At 56.7% G+C, this 14,198-nt stretch carries 10 protein-coding genes and 1 pseudogene; 7 read left to right on the top strand and 4 right to left on the bottom strand.

Annotated elements, in window-relative coordinates:
* Position 1: 1 nt before the first annotated feature.
* The 5 genes from AC3WRI_RS19265 to AC3WRI_RS19245 are packed head-to-tail and all read left to right on the top strand — an operon-like array spanning position 2 to position 8,559.
* Positions 2–2,791, top strand: coding sequence for a type I restriction endonuclease subunit R (locus tag AC3WRI_RS19265; protein WP_492293814.1), 2,790 nt, complete (start codon positions 2–4; stop codon positions 2,789–2,791).
* Positions 2,788–4,581: a restriction endonuclease subunit S gene (locus AC3WRI_RS19260; RefSeq protein ID WP_492293812.1), complete on the top strand. Its 1,794-nt coding sequence runs from the start codon at positions 2,788–2,790 to the stop codon at positions 4,579–4,581. Before AC3WRI_RS19265 ends, AC3WRI_RS19260 begins: the two co-directional genes overlap by 4 nt.
* 2 nt (positions 4,582–4,583) lie before the next feature.
* Positions 4,584–6,302, top strand: coding sequence for an AAA family ATPase (locus AC3WRI_RS19255; RefSeq protein WP_492293810.1), 1,719 nt, complete (start codon positions 4,584–4,586; stop codon positions 6,300–6,302).
* Complete coding sequence (locus AC3WRI_RS19250; protein WP_492293808.1) at positions 6,299–7,087, top strand: HNH endonuclease family protein; 789 nt, start codon at positions 6,299–6,301, stop codon at positions 7,085–7,087. The genes AC3WRI_RS19255 and AC3WRI_RS19250 overlap by 4 nt, the downstream gene beginning before the upstream one ends.
* A complete protein-coding gene (locus tag AC3WRI_RS19245; protein ID WP_492293806.1) occupies positions 7,066–8,559 on the top strand; it encodes a class I SAM-dependent DNA methyltransferase in 1,494 nt (497 codons plus the stop codon). Before AC3WRI_RS19250 ends, AC3WRI_RS19245 begins: the two co-directional genes overlap by 22 nt.
* Positions 8,560–8,862: 303 nt before the next feature.
* On the opposite strand, the pseudogene AC3WRI_RS19240 reads toward AC3WRI_RS19245, so the two are convergent.
* The 3 genes and pseudogenes from AC3WRI_RS19240 to AC3WRI_RS19230 all read right to left on the bottom strand — a co-directional run.
* A pseudogene (locus tag AC3WRI_RS19240) lies at positions 8,863–9,198 on the bottom strand (IS1634 family transposase); the annotation flags it as partial.
* On the bottom strand, positions 9,188–10,429 hold the full coding sequence (locus AC3WRI_RS19235; RefSeq protein ID WP_492293805.1) for a hypothetical protein: 1,242 nt from the start codon (positions 10,427–10,429) through the stop codon (positions 9,188–9,190). The pseudogene AC3WRI_RS19240 and the gene AC3WRI_RS19235, both read right to left, overlap by 11 nt.
* Entirely contained in the window at positions 10,417–10,758 is a 342-nt protein-coding gene (locus AC3WRI_RS19230) for a hypothetical protein (RefSeq protein WP_492293803.1), read from the bottom strand. The genes AC3WRI_RS19235 and AC3WRI_RS19230 overlap by 13 nt, the downstream gene beginning before the upstream one ends.
* Positions 10,759–11,066: 308 nt before the next feature.
* Between AC3WRI_RS19230 and AC3WRI_RS19225 the strand changes: the two genes are divergently transcribed.
* Together AC3WRI_RS19225 and AC3WRI_RS19220 are read left to right on the top strand one after the other, a co-directional pair.
* Positions 11,067–12,086, top strand: coding sequence for a restriction endonuclease (locus AC3WRI_RS19225; protein ID WP_492293802.1), 1,020 nt, complete (start codon positions 11,067–11,069; stop codon positions 12,084–12,086).
* Between the two features lie 33 nt (positions 12,087–12,119).
* The gene (locus AC3WRI_RS19220; RefSeq protein ID WP_492293800.1) at positions 12,120–12,890 is read left to right on the top strand and encodes a hypothetical protein; all 771 of its coding nucleotides are present in this window, start codon (positions 12,120–12,122) and stop codon (positions 12,888–12,890) included.
* A 13-nt stretch (positions 12,891–12,903) separates the two neighbouring features.
* Here AC3WRI_RS19220 and AC3WRI_RS19215 read toward each other — a convergent pair whose 3' ends face one another.
* On the bottom strand, positions 12,904–13,662 hold the full coding sequence (locus AC3WRI_RS19215; RefSeq protein ID WP_492293799.1) for an HNH endonuclease: 759 nt from the start codon (positions 13,660–13,662) through the stop codon (positions 12,904–12,906).
* Positions 13,663–14,198 lie beyond the last annotated feature (536 nt).

The raw sequence follows: 14,198 nt of genomic DNA, 5'->3' as shown, positions 1-14,198 counted from the left end.
TATGACTCCGGAAACCAAGGCCCGTCAGCATATCGATCAAAAGCTCGAACAAGCCGGCTGGACTATTCAGGACATGAAGCAGCTCAACTTGTCGGCGGATGTTGGCGTCGCCGTGCGCGAGTGCCCCACCGATACCGGTCCGGCCGACTACGTGCTGTTCATCAATCGCACCGCCTGCGGAGTGATCGAGGCGAAGAAGGATAACGCTGGTGAAAATCTCACCATGACGGAGACTCAGACTGAGCGCTACGCCACCGCCAACCTCAAATGGCGCAAGGGCAACACCCCGCTGCGCTTCCTTTTTGAAGCCACCGGCCAGATCATCCGCTTCACCGACAACGCCGATCCCGCTCCGCGCTCGCGCGAGCTCTTCCACTTCTTCAGGCCCGAGCAGCTTTCCGAGTGGCTTGCGCAGCCTGACACCCTGCGCCGCCGCCTCGTCGACAGCATGCCGGTGCTGTCCGAGGACAACCTGCGCGACTGCCAAATCGGCGCTGTCACTTGCTTGGAGAAGTCACTGGCACAGAACAAGCCCCGTGCACTGATCCACATGGCCACCGGCGCAGGCAAGACCTTCACCGCCATTACCGCCGTCTACCGTCTGCTAAAGTTCGGAGGTGCCAAACGCATCCTTTTCCTCGTCGATACGCGCAACCTCGGCAAGCAGGCGCACCAGGGCTTCATGGCCTATTCGCCGTCCGATGACGGCCGAAAATTCACCGAGCTGTACAACGTGCAGCGGCTGGCCTCCGCCAGCATCGACCCCCATGCGCAGGTGTGCATCAGCACTATTCAGCGCATGTACTCTGTCTTGTCTGGTGTGCCCATCGACGAGTCCGCCGAAGACGTCTCGCTCAACGAGGTCCAGCAAACCGCCAAGCAGGAGAAGGTCGTTCGTTACAACGCAGACATCCCGGTCGAGGAGTTCGACTTCATCATCATCGACGAGTGCCACCGCAGTATCTACAACCTGTGGAAGCAAGTGTTGGACTACTTCGATGCCTTCCTGATCGGCCTCACTGCCACGCCCGACAAGCGCACCTTCGGCTTCTTCAACGAAAACATCGTCGCAGAGTATAGCTATGAAAACTCTGTGGCCGACGGTGTCAACGTCGGCTATGACGTCTTCGAGATCGTCACCGAGATCACGCAGAAAGGCGCTGAACTCAAGGCCAAAGAATGGGTGGACCACCGCGATCGCCAGACGCGCAAAAAACGCTGGGGCGAAACGGAAGAAGACAACGTCTACACCGGCTCGGAGCTGGACCGCTCAGTGGTCAACACCAGCCAGATTCGCCAGGTCATTCAAGCCATGAAAACGGCGGTGGAGACGCAGATCTTCCCTGCGCGCAAGGAGACGCCCAAGACCCTGATCTTTGCCAAGACCGACAGCCACGCCGACGACATCATCAACATCGTGCGTGAGGTCTATGGCCAAGGCAACGCCTTCTGCAAGAAGGTCACCTACCGCGCCGAGGAAGATGCCGACAGCATCCTCAGCAGCTTCCGTAACGACTACAACCCCCGCATTGCCGTCACGGTGGACATGATCGCCACCGGCACCGACGTGAAGCCGCTGGAAGTGTTGCTCTTCATGCGCGACGTGCGCAGCAAGGGCTACTACGAGCAGATGAAGGGCCGCGGCGTGCGCAGCCTGGATGCCGACAGCCTCAAGCGCGTGAGCAACAGTGCCGAAGGGGCGAAGACGCGCTTCGTACTGATCGACGCCGTGGGCGTCGAAAAATCCTGCAAGACCGAAAGCCGCCCACTGGAAAGGAAGCCCAGCGTCGCGCTCAAGGACCTGCTGCAAGGAGTGGCGATGGGCAGCCGCGACGATGATACCGTGCTTTCGCTGGCCAACCGCCTCGTCCGCCTGAACAAGCAGCTCGATGACAAGGCGAAAGCGCGCATCGAGACGCTCAGTGGCGGCATCCCCGTCGGCGAGTTGGGCAAGGCGCTCATCACCGCGCTGGACCCGGACGCCATCGTGCAAACTGCCCTCGCCACCGCCAAGGCCAACGGCATCACCCGCAGCGAAGACACGCTGCTGCCGGAAGAAATCGAAGCCGCCCGCGCCAGCCGCGTCGCCGCCGCCTGCGCGCCGTTCGACAAGCCCGAGCTGCGCGATGAAATCGAAAGCGCCCGCCGCGATCGCGAGCAGCTCATCGACCATATCAATCTTGACCAGGTCACCTTCTCGGGCTTTTCCGAACAAGCCGAGGCTCAAGCCAAGGCAGTGATCCAGACCTTTGCTGACTACATCCGCCAGCACAAGGACGAGATCGCGGCTTTAGGCTTCTTCTACCAGCAGCCCTACCAACGCCGCGCGCTTACCTTCGAAATGATCGAAGAGCTGCACGACCACCTGAGCCGACCGCCGCTGATGCTCACCACCGAGCGACTGTGGAACGCCTATGCCCGCGTGCAAGGGAACAAGGTGAAAGGCGCGACGAGCCACCGTCAGCTCACCGATCTGGTCAGCCTGCTGCGCTTCGCGCTCGAGCTGGATGGCGAGGGCGCGGAACTCAAGCCCTTTGCCGACGAGGTGGACCGCCGCTTTCGAGCCTGGATTTTCCGCCACAACGCGCAGCGCGCCACGTCGTTCACGCCGGAGCAGACCGAGTGGTTGCGGCTGATGAAGGACCACATCGCGAACTCCTGCTCGATCTCGCGCGAAGATTTTGACTACGCCGAACTCGCCGACAAAGGTGGACTGCAGAAAGCTTGGGCCTTGTTTGATAAGGAGCTGGACACGTTGATGAGTGAAATGAATGAGGAGTTGGTGGCGTGAGTGAGTTATGGCAACTCCCTAAGTCTTGGGCTTGGGTAAAGATCGGTGAAATAGCAGATGTAGTGGGGGGCGGCACGCCACCTACCAACGACCCGACCAATTTTGATGGCGATATTCCTTGGATAACGCCTGCAGATTTATCCGGTTACAAAGAAAAGTACATACGCGCTGGGGCAAGGTACATCACTCAGAAAGGGTATGAAGAGTCCGGCGCAAAGTGGCTGCCAAAGGGCTCCGTGCTTTTCAGCTCACGGGCTCCAATTGGTTACGTGGCAATTGCTTCATCCGCAGTCACCACAAATCAAGGCTTTAAGAGTTTTGTTCCGCGCCCGGGCTTGGACTCGGACTTTATCTATCATTGGCTTAGCTCGGCCAAGCGGCTTGCCGAAAAGCTGGCGAGTGGGACAACGTTCCTGGAGATCTCTGCAGCTAAAGCAGCACTTATCCCATTCCCGCTCGCGCCGGCCACTGAACAGAACCGTATCGTCGCCAAACTTGAAGAACTGCTGTCCGACCTCGATGCTGGGGTGGCTGAGCTGAAGGCCGCGCAGAAGAAGTTGCAGCGATACCGCCAATCCTTGCTCAAGGCAGCAGTCGAAGGCGCACTCACCGCTCCTTGGCGCGAAGCGCAACGTAAGCTCGGCGCGCCCATCGAAACCGGCGTCCAACTGCTGCAACGCAGCCTAACTGAGCGCCGCGCCCGCTGGGAGGCCAAGCAACTCGTCAAGTTCAAGGAACAAGGCAAAGCCCCCCCCAAAGACTGGCAGAAGAAGTATGCCGAGCCAGTGCAGGCAGATACCACCGACTTGCCGGCGCTTCCGGAGGGGTGGGGGTGGGCGAGCATTGAGCAGGTGGCATCCGACGACCGTTATAGTCTTGCGATAGGGCCGTTTGGTAGCAACTTAAGAGTTCCGGACTACCGTGAATCCGGTGTCCCCCTAGTCTTTGTTCGGAATATCCGATCGGGAAACTATGGCGGCGAGCACACTAAATATGTCACGCCAGAGAAGGCCGCCGAGCTAAATGCTCACAGCGTTGCTGCGGGAGATGTATTGGTCACAAAAATGGGGGAGCCACCCGGCGATGCAGATGTGTATCCAAACAACCAGCCTCCAGCAATCATCACGGCCGATTGTATAAAAATTCGATGCTGGCCTGGCCTGATGAGCCCTGCGTTCTTGAAGGCAATTATCAACTCGCATATAGGTAAGCGTCAGATCGAGCCCATGACACAGGGTGTGGCACAGAAAAAAGTGAGCCTTGGCCGGTTCAGCAGTCTTGCAGTCCCTGTTCCCCCGTCAAATGAGCAGTCGTTAATAGTGCAAATTGTCGACGATGCGCTTCGCGATGCTTCCGTTCAACTGGCAGCCATCGAGCTTGGCCTCAAACAATCCACTGCCCAACGCCAAAACATCCTTCGCTCTGCCTTCGCCGGCCAGCTTGTGCCGCAAGACCCGAATGACGAGCCGGCCAGTGTGCTGCTGGAACGCATCCGCGCCGAGATGGCAGAACGCGCCAAACAGCCCAGGCCCCGAAAGACCAAACAACAAGAGGAGATCGCCGCGGTGGCGAGCCAACTGATTGACGTGCTCGCCGAAGCGGGCGACTGGGTGCCAGCGCAAGAAGCATTTCGACGCTGTGGCGTGGCCGATGGTGCGCTGACTGAACAGATCGAAGCGCTCTACGCCGAGCTGCGCGCGCTGGACAAGGCTGGCCGCTTGGCCGTCAAGCCCGTGACCGATGCGCAAGGCCGCAAACTGTACGACAAGCTGAAGCTGCTGGCAGGTTGAGCATGCGCCTGGACAAGCTCACCATCGGCAGCGCGAAGGACAGCCCGACGCACCAGTTCAAGAACCTGAAGAACGTCACCATCGACTTCGATCAAGACCATTGGGTCACGGTAGTCATCGGCTGGAACGGCACCGGCAAGTCCAATGTGCTGGAGGCGCTGGCCATCATCTTTCGCGACCTGATCACCTACAAGGGTATGTCGGCGGAGAAACGAAAGGAGATCCCTCGATTCGCTTTCAAGCTTTCGTACCGCATGGGGACGGGAGAGAACTTGCGCCACATTGACATCGACGCCGACCCAGATCGTGGGAAGGAAGCTTTCCGCATCCGCGTCGCCGATGCCAAGCAAATCGAGCAAAACGACCCGCTCCACAGAGTTGTGAACTTTGGCGACGACGTGGACGAAACATCGCTGGGTGAGCCGATTAAGCTCACAGCCTTCCTAAACGGCGAGACCGAATACCTGCCGCGCTATGTGTTCAGCTACTACTCGGGCGAGAGCCCGCGCATGCAAGAGGTATTCGAGCCTTACCTAAAGGATTACTACCAGAACCTTGTGACATCGAAGGTCGACCCAGCGCCAAAGCGACTCTTCTATGCATTGCCGGTTCACAGTCAGTTCGTACTTCTGGCGTTTTTGATTCAAACGGACCAAAAGGTAAAGGACTTCCTGGAACAAGAGCTGGGCATTGACCCGGATAGCGGGATCGAGTCTGTTCTCTTTGTCCTGCGGGAGCCCCCTTGGAACTCGAAAGATGGCGACCCCAGATTCTGGTACGCAAGAGGTCTGGTTCAGCGATTCCTAGATCGTCTCATGACGGCGTCGCTGGCGCCGATCACGATAAAGAGAAGATTGAAGAAGTCAATCTGGAACAACAATCAATCGGCGCATGAGTACAAGTATTTGTACGTCAAGGATGTGGAGTCGCTCAGGACCTTTGTAGGCAGCCAACCTGCAAACGAATTTTTCCGCGACTTGGAAAGTACCTACGTCTCCGAGCTGATCGAAGAGATCCGCATCCGCGTGCGTCTGAAGAAAAACGATGGCAGCGTGACCTTCCGAGAACTCAGCGAAGGCGAACAGCAACTGCTCACCGTGTTGGGGCTGCTGCGCTTCACTGCCGAGGAAGAAAGCTTGTTCTTGTTAGACGAGCCTGACACGCACTTAAACCCACGATGGTGTGTGAAGTACTTGAACTACCTCAAGACATTTGTTGGACAGAGCAGTGATGACCAGGACAACAGCCACATCGTTCTGACGACTCACAACCCTCTGTCCATTGCGGAACTGGTAAAGGAGCAGGTGCAGATCTTGTATCGGCAAGCAGGTACCCACACAGTGCGTGGCGAGAACCCGGCTGTCGACCCCAAGGGCATGGGCTTCGCCGGCATTGTGACCAGCGAGATGTTCGGCTTGGGTTCCAGCCTGGACAAGGCCACGAACGAAGACTTGATTGCCTTGCATCAACTCTCTACGCAGCGGCAGCCTCTCAGCGAGGTTGATCGCGACAGATTGGTCGAAATCCGGCAGCGCCTCGAAGGTTTGGACTTCAACTTCGCCTCGCGAGATAGGCTGGAGCAAGAGTATTTACGCGCCAGATTTGATCTGGCCGCGGATGGTGCAATTGATGGCGCCATCGTCACCCCCGAGAACAAGCAGAAAGCTCTCGACGCTTTGGTGCAAAGCCTGCTCCACGGCTTGCAGGAGGACCAAGATTGAGATTCGTTCAGGTTCCGCTGCCTCCCCATCTACCGAAACGGTGGCTCACGATCTCTGCAGCCAGGATCGCGGGCATTGGCGCATGCCCTACACATGACCTTCGGTCAACCTATATCAAGAAGCACACCAGCTGGGGACAGCTGAAGAGATGGCTTTCCCAGGTCAGTCATTACAAGTGCTGGTACTGTGAAGCAAAAAGTGATCGAGCGCCATTTGACGTCGATCACTTTCGGCCGAAGCTGGGAATCACGGTCGACGGCGTTGAGCTCGCAGGACACGATGGATATTACTGGCTGGCTTATGAGTGGTGGAACTTTCGCCTTTCTTGCCAGAGGTGCAATCGACCCGAGAAGGATGAAGCCGACGTCTTGCACGGCAAGGCGAACGAGTTTCCGATTCGGGATGAAGGACATCGGTGCACACTGCCGGCGGTGCTTCTGACCGCTGAGGAGCCAAGGCTCTTGGACCCGTGCGATCAAGCCGACTGTGAGTTGTTGGCACACGGTATTGATGGAGAGGTCAAACCTCGTGCCCTAACTGGCACTTGGGACAACCAACGCGCGCGGTACACGATTGACCGGCTTGGATTCAATAACTGGAACACGCCGGAGACAAAGAAGAACTCCTGGCGTCTGCTGGATGATCTGATTCGCCTTGCTGGCCATCAGCCCGCAGTCGTCGCGCATTTGCAAGAGCACTTATCTATGGACCACGAATACTCAAAGTTCTTCCGAGCTGCCATCGGCACACATCGAGACAAGGCTTGGGTCGAGGCACTTCTATGAACACATCAACCCTCATCCAGAAAGTTTGGAACTTCTGCCACACGCTGCGCGACGACGGCGTGGGTTATGGCGACTACCTGGAGCAGCTCACCTACCTGCTGTTCCTGAAGATGGCGCACGAATATGCGGGGGAGCCCTACAACCGCAACACGCGCATCCCGAAGGGCCACGATTGGGCCAGCCTGCGCAGCAAGACCGGCGAGCCGCTTGAAGCGCACTACCTGGCCACGCTGCACAAGCTGGGACAGGGCACGGGCATGCTGGGCGCCATCTTCTTCAAGGCCCAAAACAAGATCCAGGACCCGGCCAAACTTTCGCGCCTGGTGCAGATGATCGACGAGCAAAGCTGGGTGGGTATGGACGCCGACACCAAGGGCGATCTCTATGAGGGCCTGCTGCAGAAGAATGCGGAAGACACCAAGAGCGGTGCTGGCCAGTACTTCACGCCGCGTCCCATCATCCAGGCGATGGTGGAGTGCCTGCGCCCCGCGCCCGGCAAGACCATTGCCGACCCGGCGTGCGGCACGGGCGGCTTCTTCCTGGGCGCTTACAACTGGCTGACCCGTCCCGATGCCAAGCTGAACAAGCGGCAGAAGGAGTTCCTGCGCGATGCCACCTTCCACGGCAACGAGATCGTGGCCAACACGCGCCGCTTGTGCCTGATGAACCTGTTCCTGCACAACATCGGCGAATTGGAAGGGGAGCCTTCGGTTGATCGTTCAGACGCACTGATCGCCGAGCCCAAGGTGAAGGTGGACTATGTGCTCGCCAACCCGCCCTTTGGCAAGAAGAGCAGCATGACCATCACCAACGAGGAAGGCGAGGAAGACCGTGATGCACTCACCTATGAACGCCAGGACTTCTGGGAAACCACGTCGAACAAGCAGCTCAACTTTCTGCAGCACATCGTGAGCATGCTCAAGGTGGACGGCAAGGCGGCCGTGGTGCTGCCCGACAACGTGCTATTCGAAGGCGGCGCCGGCGAAAAGATCCGCCGAAAGTTGCTGGAGACTTGCGATGTGCACACCATTCTGCGCCTGCCCACCGGCATTTTCTACGCGCAGGGCGTTAAGGCGAACGTGGTGTTCTTCGACAACGCGCCCAAGGATGGCCGTGTGCACACCAAAGGTGTGTGGTTCTACGACATGCGTACCAACAAGCACTTCACGCTTAAGACTCGCACGCTCAAGCTGGATGATCTGCAGGACTTCATCGCCTGCTACCACCCTGAGAACCGCCACGAGCGGAAAGAGACCGAGCGTTTCAAGTTCTACCGATATGACGACTTAATCGCCCGAGACAAGGCGAGCCTGGATATCTTCTGGCTCAGGGACAACAGCCTGGACAACCTGGATGACCTGCCGCCACCAGACGTGCTGCAACAGGAGATCATTGAGCATCTGGCGGCCGCGCTGGCATCTTTCCGGGATGTGGCAGTTGGACTGCAGACAACTGAATCTGTTGAGCCCTGACCTGATGTGCTCTGGAACTTTAAAAACGTTACCTTTTTTGCCGCGAACACAGTGATAAGAAGCCATGCAAAGGTCATGTCCCATTCAGTGCCCGGCACGCATCATAACGACAGTTACATACCAGGGTGACTGCGTATTTGGACCTTGCATAGGATGCTGGCATCGCTCGATTGCCACGAGCTGGTAAGACACGTGCCCGCTGACTCCAATGCGAAAGGACGTCGGGGGCGCAAATGCTTACTATCAATACCGCACGACCGACCGATTTAGGTTATCGACGACAGCGTTTTTTTTCGATAGAGTCCGCATCCGCATCACCCGATACAGGATCAGTGCCATGAGGCAGATCGCCGCATGGGCGCGGATGAGGTCCGGCAAGCGGTGGTAGAGCGGACCAATCTCGATCTCAGATTTGAGCACATGGAACCCGCGTTCAATATCCGCTAATGATTTGTAGCGCTCGAAGACTTCATCTGCTGAGAGATCCCCGGCATTGGTGATCAACAGCAGCTTGCCATCCATCATGCGGGCATGCCGCAAGGCGCGCTCATTGATGTCATAGCAGAAGCGCTCACTGTTCATTCGGGCCAGATGGGCCTCGCAGACTGCGTGGTAGAACCGTCCACCGTCAGAACGCTTCAGTGAGCTCGTCGGTTCCTCCTCGTGAAAATCCAGCGAGCTTGTTCTTCTGGTTTACGAAATAGTCATGAACGAAGGAGATTACTTCGAGGCGATCCTCGTAGATGATGTGAAGCTGATTGCTATAGTGCTCTGATCTTGGGAACACTCGCCAATGGACCGGTTCGCCGGGAAACACATCGACCTCGTCATCGCTTCGAATTACGATTATTCGATCGCTTAGCTCGATAATTGCGCCGAATGGTGCTGTTCCTGTTGATACCACTTGTTTCGCGTCAAATGAGACGCCTATTGTACCGCGACGATCGAATGTTTCATCATCGAGTAAATTGATCTGTGTTCTTGTGGATCTTTTGAGTGGTGCGTGCTGATAATCGGCCACCTCAATCCTGTGGTCAGTAACTCGATACAGTTTTTCCCGGGCTCCCCAGGAGAAACCGTCGGTCCTGGAGCTTCGATTATTTGTGCTGTTAAAATAATCGCCAACATCTACTACACGATCAAAAATTCGAATGGTTTTTGACGAATTCCTTTCTTTCTCTTCCTTAAATTTGGCGAGAAATGCTCCTTTTGTCGTCCAGCCCATAACGCTTTGGAACGCCCAGTCGCACGCATTGCACGGTTGGTTAGAAAGCTTCGTCTCGTCGCTCAGGACGTCATCTGCCTCTTTTCGATTAAACGAAAACTCGAAGAGTCCGTCGTCTCCTGCGGCAGCAGCAATCGCAGTATATTTATCGGATGCCTTAACCTGGAAAATTCGTGCATCATGATGTTTGGTGCAGATATTTCTAAATCCCTTGGAGGACACGCTACCACGAGACGTCGAGTAGAGTCCTTCGTCGCCGCACGCAAAAAATTGGTTGTAGTAGATTTCTGTGTCGATCGGCAGAAAATTAAAAGGGCTGTGCTCTTTTTGCCAAAATCCCGCCCAGATCCGCGAGTCCGATGAGAGGGTAATTGACGAGAGTCTCGATAGTTGGGCCTTTATGGGGCTGGCTATCTGGGGGTCCAGCAGAATCTTTCGAACCTTGGGGTTATAAAAGAGATCGCTATCAGAAAATGCCACCCGTACAGCCGTCTGAATGTCATTGTTAATATCGGCAATTGCATTGACGGCTTGGCGCCAATCAATCTTGTTGATTGCTCCACTGTCCTCGAGGAGCAATAATTCTCCCGAGTATATTTGTGAGTCCCAGAATTCACCGAGAATCGTCAGCTTTACAGGACGCATTTTTTTCCTCGGTGGAGCTTCGATTTCTGGGCAACCGTGATATAGCCGATTTCGCACCATGCAGCCAAGACGTCATGGCTTGGCTTATCGAAGGGGGACAACCAGGGCGCTACTGGGTAGCCGTGCCAGTTATCTTGCTGGTCACTGACAAATTTAGCTACAAACAAGTCCTCGCAATTGGGAAGAGGCGAAATCCCTAACTTTCCCGCCCGGTTTGCTACCGCATGAACTCCCCAATAGAAGCGACCACACGTCCAAGTTTGCAGGCGGGATTGCTGGTAGCACGCCTGCTCGTCGAGAATGCCAATTTGCCACTGCGACTTTTGCATGGCGAACAGCTGATTCCTGTGCTGGGAATTAGGTGTGTAGGGCAAGGCGCTACCTTCTTTGTCTATGCCTTGGTCGGAAGCATGGTCCGCAAGGCTCCGCGACGTTAGCACATGTGAGAGGTAGAACCAATCCTTCCGCCGAGGGGAATGGCGGCAGGGGCATGCCGGATTCCCATTGGCAAAGAGCCAGCGCAGCAACACGGCCGCTGAATATTGAGCTGGTAGACTGCCGAAACAATTAAGATCAAAGGCCGCGCGGACTGGTTTCCGTCTTGCCCGGCCATTCAGCCTTTTGACGGGATACACGTATGAATACGGAAAAGATGTGGATGATTCGCGGCGAAGGCGGGCGTTTGTACGACGAGTTCAACGAGCGTGGCGTGGCGGCCATCGGGTGGCCGCTACTGGCCGCGGTGGCAAAGCCGGGCATGTCCCGCCAAGCTCTGATAGATCATTACAAAGCGCTGGAGCCGCATGCGAAAGCTGGTACGGCCATTTCGGGCGCGTCGCAGGTCTGGCGGTTCATCAATGAGATTCAGGTCGGCGACTGGGTGGTGACCTACTCCCCGCCCAATCGCACCTACATGGTGGGCAAGGTCACCGGCTCGTATCGGTACCAACCCGAGCAGGCGGAGTCTGGCATGGCGATGGCGCGGGCAGTCAAATGGGAGCCGAAGCAGATCGACCGCGACGACCTGGCCGTGGCCGCCAAGAATAGTTTGGGCTCCACCCTAACGGTCTTTCTGGTACCGGAATTCGCGAAGAAGGAGCTACTGGCCGTCCTTGCGGGCAAACCGTCGCCAGATCCGGTAGTGGAAGCCGCTGCCGAAGTGGAAGCTGCCGAAGAAATCGCGGCAGACCCGCTGGCAGGCATCGAACAGCAAGCCATTGAACGCATCAAAGATCTCGTGAGTCGTCTGGACTGGGATGAGATGCAGGAACTGGTGGCCGGAATCCTCCGCGCGATGAACTACAAGACGCAGGTCTCCCCGGCTGGCCCCGATCGCGGCAAAGACATCATTGCATCGCCAGACGGCTTCGGCTTCGAGAACCCGCGCATCGTAGTGGAAGTGAAACATCGATCCGGCCAGATGGGCAGCCAGTCCATCCGCAGCTTCCTCGGCGGCCGCCATAAGGACGACCGCGGTCTGTACGTTAGCACCGGTGGTTTTTCGCGGGATGCCCACTATGAGGCAGACCGTGCGACGGTGCCGCTAACGCTATGGACGCTCGATAATCTCGTTCGGGCACTGGTTGAGCACTACGACAACACTGATGCTGAGACGAAGCGATTGGTGCCGCTAAAGCGGCTGTACGTGCCTGCATAATTTAAGCGAGTAACAGCATACTGACTCGACAATATGCAAGCCAATGAAGGAGGTACTGTGTCAGCTTTAGCTGAGCTGGAAGCCTTAGAGCCCAACGGCGAGAAGGGCCAAGCGGATTCTGGTAAAGCAACGACGGTTCACGCCTTGATGGGCGAGCTAAGCGGTGTGGTTTGCGCCGTTACAAGCAATGAAGGTGAGTCGACGCCGCGCCATCAGCGAGTTCTACTTGTCGTAAGCCTTGTGGGAATGGCGCTGGCGTGGGTAACCGCACTATTTGCTGAGCGAGGCGGGCCATTTTGGATGGCGTATGTCTGCTTGGGTTCGCTAGTGGTGGGCGCAGCTGCCTCTATCGCATATGGCGTCTCCACTTCAAGGAGTTTCTTTAAGGAGTGGAAGACGTTGGAAGCCGATATGTTGGATGGCGCGGGAAAAAGGATGCATCTCTGGTACGAGACGATATCCAAACTACGTGAAACATACACACCAGACCAGATCAACTTTGCTCAGGACTATGTATGCGCTGTTAGTGCGCAAGTCCGATCGAGCTTGGCCTATATTATCGGGGCCTTGGATAAGGTAGGGCTGATCCCACTCATCGGCTCAGTTGCCGTTACGCTTGTAAAGTTCTTTGATAACGGGCAAGTGCCCTTCATTTGGATGACAGCCGCAGCTGTGGCCGGCATTTTTTACGTTATCGCGCTGCGCTTCGTCGGAATCACGTTCACCCTTGATCGACTAGCTGTGATCTTGAAGCACGCGGCGAAGCGCCAGGGAGCTTCCGCGCAAGCCGCGACCGAGTCGTGACCCGTGCCGAGGACTAGCTGTTGATCTCCGACGTCAGGAGCTTCTTTAGACCCTGGATATCGAGCCAGTCTTTCCCCCGATGTAGCATCCGATGGCAATTGGCGCATACAAGCGCTAAGTCATTGATGTGCGTCTTGCTGTTCTCCGGCAGAGTCGAAAGCGGCTTTGTATGATGGCACTCGATGAATCCGGCGCCATGCTTGCCGTACTTATCGGCGAAGTCGAACTCGCAGACTTCACACTCCAGCTTTCCAGTTTTCGCCCACACCTGCCCGCGCTTCTTCCTGACAAGCGTGCGATCACGCTCACGGACCAGATGGGTCCGGGTTAGCAGGCGGCCCTCTGCGGCTTCTGTATCCTCGTCATCGTATGTGGGCTCACTGGCGAAAGTCTCATTTGAAAGCCCCTTAAGCAACGCCTCAGCCGTTATGCGGCAGCGATCCGGGTCATTCGCGAACTGGTGCCAAACCTCCTCATCACCCTTCGCGCCCCGGCTTAGTCCCTTCTTCCCTTCGCTGGTGTATTGAGGATCGAGTCGCCTGAAGTTCATCAGCTTCATGTAGACGCCGCTGGTATTGCGAAACGAGTCTGAAGGCTCATAGCCGGAAAATAGGGACTTCGCCATTTGTCGCAATCGGTCGCTTAAGCCGACGATCTCCTTTGCTTCCTCAGATGGAAGATTGGAGCGGCGACGAAGATACAGATCGAGGGCGAGTATCAGCTCATCCCGGTGCCAATGGGGATTGTTATCCTTCTTTTTGAGGCTGGACATTTGGGGGGCGAATATTCTAGTTTGCGCCAATCATATCGCACCCACGGCCCGTCCGCTTGTCTGCTATAGGTGACGCAGAACACCGCGAGCGCAAGTCGCCTCTTATCGCATATTCCCTGCTCAAAAAAAACCGGCTACTCGCTTGTAAAGTGCACATGAGTTCCATCTTGGATGGCCGGAGCTTGTCTTAGCCATGACCACCCGACGCAAGCTTTGAGAGTTTGCGCATTGTTCAATGAGGGGTGTCCGTGGAGACTGGCGGTGTCGCCAACACAATGGTCGACCAGGTTTGACAGCCTGACCGACACACCGGACGAGCAGCGAAGCGCTATCCTCTCGTCTTTCGCCAACGCACGCCCATAGGGGCGGGCTGCGGCGGGGGAGCCTTCGGGCTCGCCGGTTGGTGTGTGCCGGTCTGTCAACCCTGCCTCGTGCTCGCCCACCCGATTGACAGCGGACGGCGAGCCTCCATCTCTTACACACGGAGGTCGCAATGACTAGCACCACCCCGGCTCCCCAAGAGCCCACCCTAGCCC

The sequence above is a fragment of the Cupriavidus sp. FW305-27 genome (assembly GCF_058787995.1).
Note: the sequence above shows the minus strand (reverse complement) of the source record. Positions and strands in the feature narration are given on the sequence as shown.

Excerpts from the sequence above, each read along its gene's own strand:
- AC3WRI_RS19255 (WP_492293810.1), top strand. The coding sequence starts at position 4,584 with ATGCGCCTGGACAAGCTCACCATCGGCAGCGCGAAGGACAGCCCGACG.
- AC3WRI_RS19220 (WP_492293800.1), top strand. The coding sequence starts at position 12,120 with ATGCAAGCCAATGAAGGAGGTACTGTGTCAGCTTTAGCTGAGCTGGAA.
- AC3WRI_RS19215 (WP_492293799.1), bottom strand. The coding sequence starts at position 13,662 with ATGTCCAGCCTCAAAAAGAAGGATAACAATCCCCATTGGCACCGGGAT.
- AC3WRI_RS19230 (WP_492293803.1), bottom strand. The coding sequence starts at position 10,758 with ATGCAAAAGTCGCAGTGGCAAATTGGCATTCTCGACGAGCAGGCGTGC.
- AC3WRI_RS19235 (WP_492293805.1), bottom strand. The coding sequence starts at position 10,429 with ATGCGTCCTGTAAAGCTGACGATTCTCGGTGAATTCTGGGACTCACAA.
- AC3WRI_RS19265 (WP_492293814.1), top strand. The coding sequence starts at position 2 with ATGACTCCGGAAACCAAGGCCCGTCAGCATATCGATCAAAAGCTCGAA.
- AC3WRI_RS19225 (WP_492293802.1), top strand. The coding sequence starts at position 11,067 with ATGAATACGGAAAAGATGTGGATGATTCGCGGCGAAGGCGGGCGTTTG.